Source organism: Dawidia cretensis (genome assembly GCF_018598175.1).
Lineage (GTDB): Bacteria > Bacteroidota > Bacteroidia > Cytophagales > Cyclobacteriaceae > Ohtaekwangia > Ohtaekwangia cretensis.
Window position 1 is genome coordinate 22,489 of sequence record NZ_JAHESE010000052.1, and the last position, 6,299, is coordinate 28,787.

Here is a 6,299-nt window from a genome sequence, read left to right on the forward strand (position 1 = left end):
CCTACACTACAGCCTTTTTATACTCCCCCGCCGTAACCCCGGTATGTTGTTTAAATACCCGTGCAAAGTAAGGCAGACTCTCAAACCCGCATTGCAACGCAATGTCCTGAAACGGCAGATCAGTAGTAGTCAACAGCAGTTGCGCCCGTTCCACTCTACGGTTTTGAATATACCGCAACGGTCGCTCGCCGGTATTCTCATAGAACAGCCGCGAGAAATAGTCAGCGCTCTGATGGGCTCGCCTGGCCAGCAGTGCTACCGTGATGGATGTATGCAGGTGCGTTTGGATAAAATGAATAGCGTCGGCAACCTTACCATGAATCGCAGCGGGTAGGCTCTCCCGAAAGTCCGCGGCAGCCATAAACCGCGATACGAGCTGCAGCAGGATCCCGCATGTCTCCAAAAAGTCGCATTCCCGTAACGTGTTATTTGCCTCCCGGTAACTTTTAAGGATCGGCGCCTTTTCGTATACCGCGGGGTTGTACGACAACAACAGACCCCGCGCTGGATTCAGGCATAATACCCGCCTGACGGCAGCAACCTCGGCCTCTCCCGCGGGGATCTGAAAGATTTTGCGATTGGCCGCAAACAGCGATGCGCCGTCCGGCGTTTCTTCTGTAAACGTCACATAATACTGTTTTAAGAAACGATCGCAGGTATAGTTGCAAGTGGTGAATGACGGGACCAGGTACAGATAACCCTTCTCGAGCACGACCTGACGGTCGGCATTAAACAACATTCCCTGGCCGTCTTCAATGTAATACAACCGGTAAAAAGAGCTCGTAACATGCTGATAATTCCAGCTTTTGTTCAAACTAACCTCGTCGGTGTTCAGAAGAACAAATGTCGATCGTAAAAATCTAGTATTCATATAGATAGGCGTTCAGGAAGATACGATTAAAAGTGAATAAAAGGAGGGGTGTGTCGGATATGTGCAAGTTTTGACAGCCTTTGTAGAAACGACCGCGCCCGGGAGCGACTACCTTTGTGGGAATGAAAAATACATGGAGCCTGCTGGTGTTGATCTTCCTGGTGGCAGTAGGAGGGACGTTCGCGCAGTCCGTCGATTCCATCGATGCCGCTGCGCGTGCAAAACGCCACGCCCTGAGTATGAATAAACCCGCGCCCCGGTTTTTTGAAGGCGCACTGTTGGGCAACGGCGCCCTGGGGGCTGTTGTAACAACCCGCCCCGACGCCATCGTGATCTATTTCGGGCATAACAACGTGTGGGATATTCGTATCGCCGAACGTCACAAAGAGGAGCTCAGAAACTTTGACTATGTATTTAACAAAGTCAAAAACATTCCCGCACACAGTCAGCACCTCACCGACGACCCCTGGTATGCCGAATACGTGCGTATGGCCGGCGATAACTACAACAAACCCTACCCCCGGCCGTTCCCGTGTGGATCTGTACTGCTCGGGTTCGACAGGCGCAACATCCAGGTACTCGGCCATACGCTCGATATCTCCAATGGCCTGTGTACGGTGCGACTACTAACAAAAGCACAACAGGAGCTACACCTGGCGCTGTGGGTCGATATGCATGCGGACAATCTCCGGATGCAGCTGACGGACAGCCATGGCAATTCGCATCCAAACATCTTCGACCGTATACACGTCATGCCCGATCCCTCTATCCCGGCGGATCTGCCGCCGTATACTATACACGAGGACCTGGCCGCGGGAGTGTTATCATTCCGGCAAGTGCTGCCGCACCGGGAGCCCGTGAACGGTCAGGCAGGTGCGGAGCATCCGAAAGACAAAGCATTCCGGTTAACCGCAAGGATAGCCGGCCCGTTGAGTAAAAGTATCCGCATGAATTGGAGTGGCAACCGCGAAACCATGGCGCCTTTGGAAGCATCCCTGACATCCACTGCGACGTTCACGGCCTCGATCTCCCTCGAAGAAGGACTACAACACGCCGTCAGTACAACCGTACGATCCTCTCCGCCGGAGAGTGCCGGTGATCTGGCCGCCGTACGGGCCCGCAACGAAGCGACGTGGAAAGACTACTGGTCAAAGTCAGCCGTAGCCTTAAACGATACCTTGCTGGAAGAGCTGTGGTATCGCAATCTATACTTCCTGAACTGTGCAACAAAACCCGGCACTACCTGCCCCGGGTTGTTTGCCAATTGGAGCTACAACCGTATCGGCACTGCCTGGCACGGCGACTACCATCTGAACTACAACACACAGCAACCCTTCTGGGTAACGTTCTCGAGCAATCACCTCGACAAAAACCTGGCGTATGTAGACCTGGTTGAAAAACTACTGCCCGTCAGCAAACAATGGGCCCGCGACTACTACGGCCTGCCGGGCGCATACTTTCCGCACTCCGCCTTCCCGGTCGACATGACGCTGAACCCTTATCCCTTACCGGACTGGGGATGGGAGATCTGCGAAACGCCCTGGGCCGTACAAGGGCTCTGGTGGCACTACCGCTACTCCGGCGATATCGACTTCCTGCGCACACGCGCCTACGAGCCGATCAAAGCCGCGGTACAATTCCTAACCGCCTATATGAAACGTGCGGATGCCCACGGCGGCCCGCGATGGCAGGATAAAAACTACCATGTATTCCCGAGTGTGCCGCCGGAGCTTTATGGCCTCCGGCCGGGCTTCCAGTATAACTACGATTGCACCGCAGACCTGGCTTTGATCAAGTTTATTTTCCATGCATTCCAGCAGGCAACGGTCGTGCTAGGCACTGCGAAGACCGAGCGAACATTGCTGGCCGACGTAAACGAGATCCTGACACATTTCCCCGCGTACCCTACGGCACCCTCTAAACAATACGGCGAAGTACTGGTGGCCGTACCCGGAGAGCACGATCAGGTTGTCTACAACGTACCCAACCCGCTGTTCAGTGTATTTCCCGGCGAAGACCATGGCCTGCACTCCGACGCCAAAACGCTGGCGCTCCTGACAAGCACGTACAACAACCAGCAAAACGAAGGCGGCAACGACCTGGTCTTTATCAACCTGCAGGCCGCACGCATTGGCAAGCTCGACCTCGAAGCATTTAAGCGCCACATACGATATTCTTTACTTCCCAACGGTACCGCCACTGACATGGTCATGCAAACGCACGGCCGCTACGGCGACCAAACCGACTTTGCCTACATGGCCGACATGGGCATCTGGTTCGAAAACTTCGCACTTCCCGCCGTCGTCAACGAATGTCTGCTCCAAAGCTACAACGGCACCCTGCGCCTGTTTCCCAACTGGCCCAACGCCACGGACGCCACCTTCCAAACACTCCGTGCCGCCGGCGCCTTCCTCGTCACCGCCACCCAGCACAACGGCCACGTTGAATACGTCCGTGTGCTCAGCGAAAAAGGAACCGACCTGCGCATACTCTCACCGTGGGGCCCGAAGGGCTTCTTCCATAAAGGCGGCAAGAAAATACCCATCACGACAGCAGAAATAACCGTCAGGACACGTCCCGGAGAGTTGATCGTTTTCACCGAACACTAACAAGCCCGCGTTAGCTGGTCCAAGTCGTAGTGCTCGCTGGCGCAAGTTTTAGCACCAAGCGTTAGCGCAGGTGCGGAACTTGTGACTGAAACTGTATGCAGTCTCCAGGCCATTGCCGTGGACTTAAGGTCTAAGTAATTGATTTTCATACCACCCAGAGAAACAAACGAAAGGGTATTTTAGGAGAAGTTCATGGTTTAGGTAAAAAAATCCTGAAGCATCTCTGCACAGAGGTCATAGAAAGGCTTGCCGTTAAGAGTGGCTTTTGTAAACGTCGATCGAAGCTTGATGCGTTGTCGTTTTTAAAGTTGGTTCTTTTTGATCCGTTGAGTACGGAACAGCCTAGTCTGGAGCAGCATTGTATCTCGCTGGAGGAAGACCGGGGGAAACGTGTATGTAAACAGGCCGTGAATAGGCGATTTAATGATCGTGCGGTAGTGTTCATACAAACGCTTTTTGAGCACTACCTTCAAAATCAGTTCTTATCCAAAAAGCTTTCTTCTGGCTTTAGTGACCGCTTTTCTTCGATCCGGCTGATGGACTCGACCGAGTTTAAACTCCCAAAAGATCTGGCAGCAGACTTCCCGGGCTTTAAGGGAGCTGGGACTGAGTCATGTACTCAAATACAGTTCGAATACGATATTTTGTCTGGAAAAATCATTGATCTATCGCTGGGGGATGCTCGTATAGCAGACTCAGCTTACGCTCAACCTTTATTGGTCAATGTTCAGCGTAAAGATCTAATCATACGCGATCTGGGATACTCAAAAATAGACTCCTTTAAGGAGGTAGAATCACGAGGAGCTTATTATATCAGTCGGCTTAATCCCAATATAACACTCTATGAGCGTCGCGGTAAAGACCTGGTTCCTTTGAGTTATAAGACAATCCTCCAAAGACTAAAGGGATCCACAAAGAAATACTTAGAGATGCCTGTTTATCTAGGGGGTGATGCGAATTACGAGGTAAGGCTTACAGCTAATCGATTGACGCCGGAGGCTGTTGAGCGAAGACTTCGTAAGAAGATTTATCGTAAGAATAAAAAGCCAGAGACATATAGCTATCTGAAGGAAATGAACCTCTTTATAACCAACGTCCCCAAGAAGATGTTATCGGCTAATGAGATTTATGGTCTTTATAGAGTACGCTGGCAAATAGAGCTAATTTTTAAGACGTGGAAGAGTGTGCTAAAGATCGATCAGGTTCGCAAGATGAAAGCAGATCGCTTTAGATGCTATCTATTAGGCAGGTTGTTATGGGTAGTTCTCAACTGGGAGATCTGTTCTGTATTTAATGCCTACTTGAATCAATCTGAAAGCATCCTGGTAAGTTTTTACAAATGCTTTACTATCATTAAGCAGAGGGTTCGATCCCTAGAGTACATTTTACTTCATCGAAAGGCCAAACTCAAGGAATGGTTACTAACCCTATTTGATATTATATCCCGGTTTGGAATAAAGGAGCATCGACGAGGAAGAGCAGCTGTTATAAATTTATTAGCACTTAACGGAAAATGAGCCTTTTAATAGTATATCTTAGAGTCAGTAAAAAACAAAAGCCATCGAAGACTCCAATCAACCGATGGCTTTTCAAAAAAACTACCGCCAATATGAGAAATAAAACTTTGCCATGCAGAGATGCATGGCTATTTTATTAAATATCAGTCACTTACTTAAGTCCACGGCAATGGTCTCCAGGCTGCCGTGGGACAGAGTATAGTCTAACCCAGTGATTATCCCATAAGAGTATGCTGTCCTTTCTACCGACGCCCCATGTTGCCCACTACTCACCGTATAGTGATACACAAAAGATTGTACAGCCCCAACCGAATTCTTCCCGCTCAATGAAGCTGTTGGCTCTACATCGTTCGGCAGAACAGGGGTAACGATCGGAGGCGCTACCGTGGCAGTCTCCATGAACTCGTGGTTAATATCTATAATATGGTTATTCTCGTTGCTATCATTTATAAATTTCTCATCTTCAGTATCTGTTTCAGTCTCATCATCAACCTCACCCGCCTTCCCTGCGACAACCGCCAAAATCTTCGCTGCTCCCGCACGCTTGATCTGCTTCACCTCGCCAGCATCCTGCGAATCTCCAAAACAAATCCCAATCCCCAACATCAGGCTATACCCACCCTCCGGGGGCAGTTGATCCAGCGACAGCTCCAACGTTGTGGCCGGTGAGCCCTTTAATGCCGAATGCCACTCCGATGATGTATAATCACATCCATACATTGTATCATACCACTTCGGCGCTGTAAATTTACCAGTCGCTTGATTGAACTTAAAATCCGGTACAACCCCCAGGGAGATCGTGATGCTAAACTTCGAATGGCGGTTATTTGGAAAGAAATTGATATCGCGTACCAACGCTGGGATCTCCACCTTCGCCGAGCCTTTTTCTGCATCGATCGACCAGCTCAACGTACTGCGCAGCATCGAATCGAATGTAGTATATTTGTTAAGTTGAAAACCTTCCAGTAATTTGGGGTGTTTCGAAAGCTCGATCGCACGTTGGCCTAATTTGCTGGTGGAGTCTTGTTTTTGAATGAGCTTGAGCGATTTGTTGATAAACCCGCTGAAATTATAGTCGGCGAGCGCGCGCATCGGGTGCATCATAAAACGAATTTCTTTGCCCATGGTCGAGCAGCCACCAAATTCGCTCATGTAAAGTCGTGGAAGGGCAAATTTGGGTGATTTTTTTATCGTCTCTTTTGAGGCGCCGCCTTTACGCCGCACCACGATCTTGTCCGTACCGCGCATGCGGTAAAAAGAGAGGTCACCGAGACTACCGGTGAATTGCAGTTCTTCTAAGAA

At 50.2% G+C, this 6,299-nt stretch carries 4 protein-coding genes; 2 read left to right on the forward strand and 2 right to left on the reverse strand.

Annotated elements, in window-relative coordinates; genetic code table 11:
• Position 1: 1 nt before the first annotated feature.
• A complete protein-coding gene (locus KK062_RS28170; protein WP_254087730.1) occupies positions 2–871 on the reverse strand; it encodes a helix-turn-helix domain-containing protein in 870 nt (289 codons plus the stop codon).
• Positions 872–993: 122 nt separating this feature from the next.
• On the opposite strand from KK062_RS28170, the gene KK062_RS28175 reads away from it, so the two are divergent.
• Together KK062_RS28175 and KK062_RS28180 are read left to right on the forward strand one after the other, a co-directional pair.
• The gene (locus KK062_RS28175) at positions 994–3,480 is read left to right on the forward strand and encodes a glycosyl hydrolase family 95 catalytic domain-containing protein (RefSeq protein WP_254087731.1); all 2,487 of its coding nucleotides are present in this window, start codon (positions 994–996) and stop codon (positions 3,478–3,480) included.
• Positions 3,481–3,692: 212 nt separating this feature from the next.
• Positions 3,693–4,997: an IS4 family transposase gene (locus tag KK062_RS28180; protein WP_262899341.1), complete on the forward strand. Its 1,305-nt coding sequence runs from the start codon at positions 3,693–3,695 to the stop codon at positions 4,995–4,997.
• Positions 4,998–5,144: 147 nt separating this feature from the next.
• Here the strand turns inward: KK062_RS28180 and KK062_RS28185 are convergent.
• Positions 5,145–6,299 (reverse strand): hypothetical protein (locus KK062_RS28185; RefSeq protein ID WP_254087732.1); only part of this gene is annotated, 1,155 nt, incomplete at its 5' end.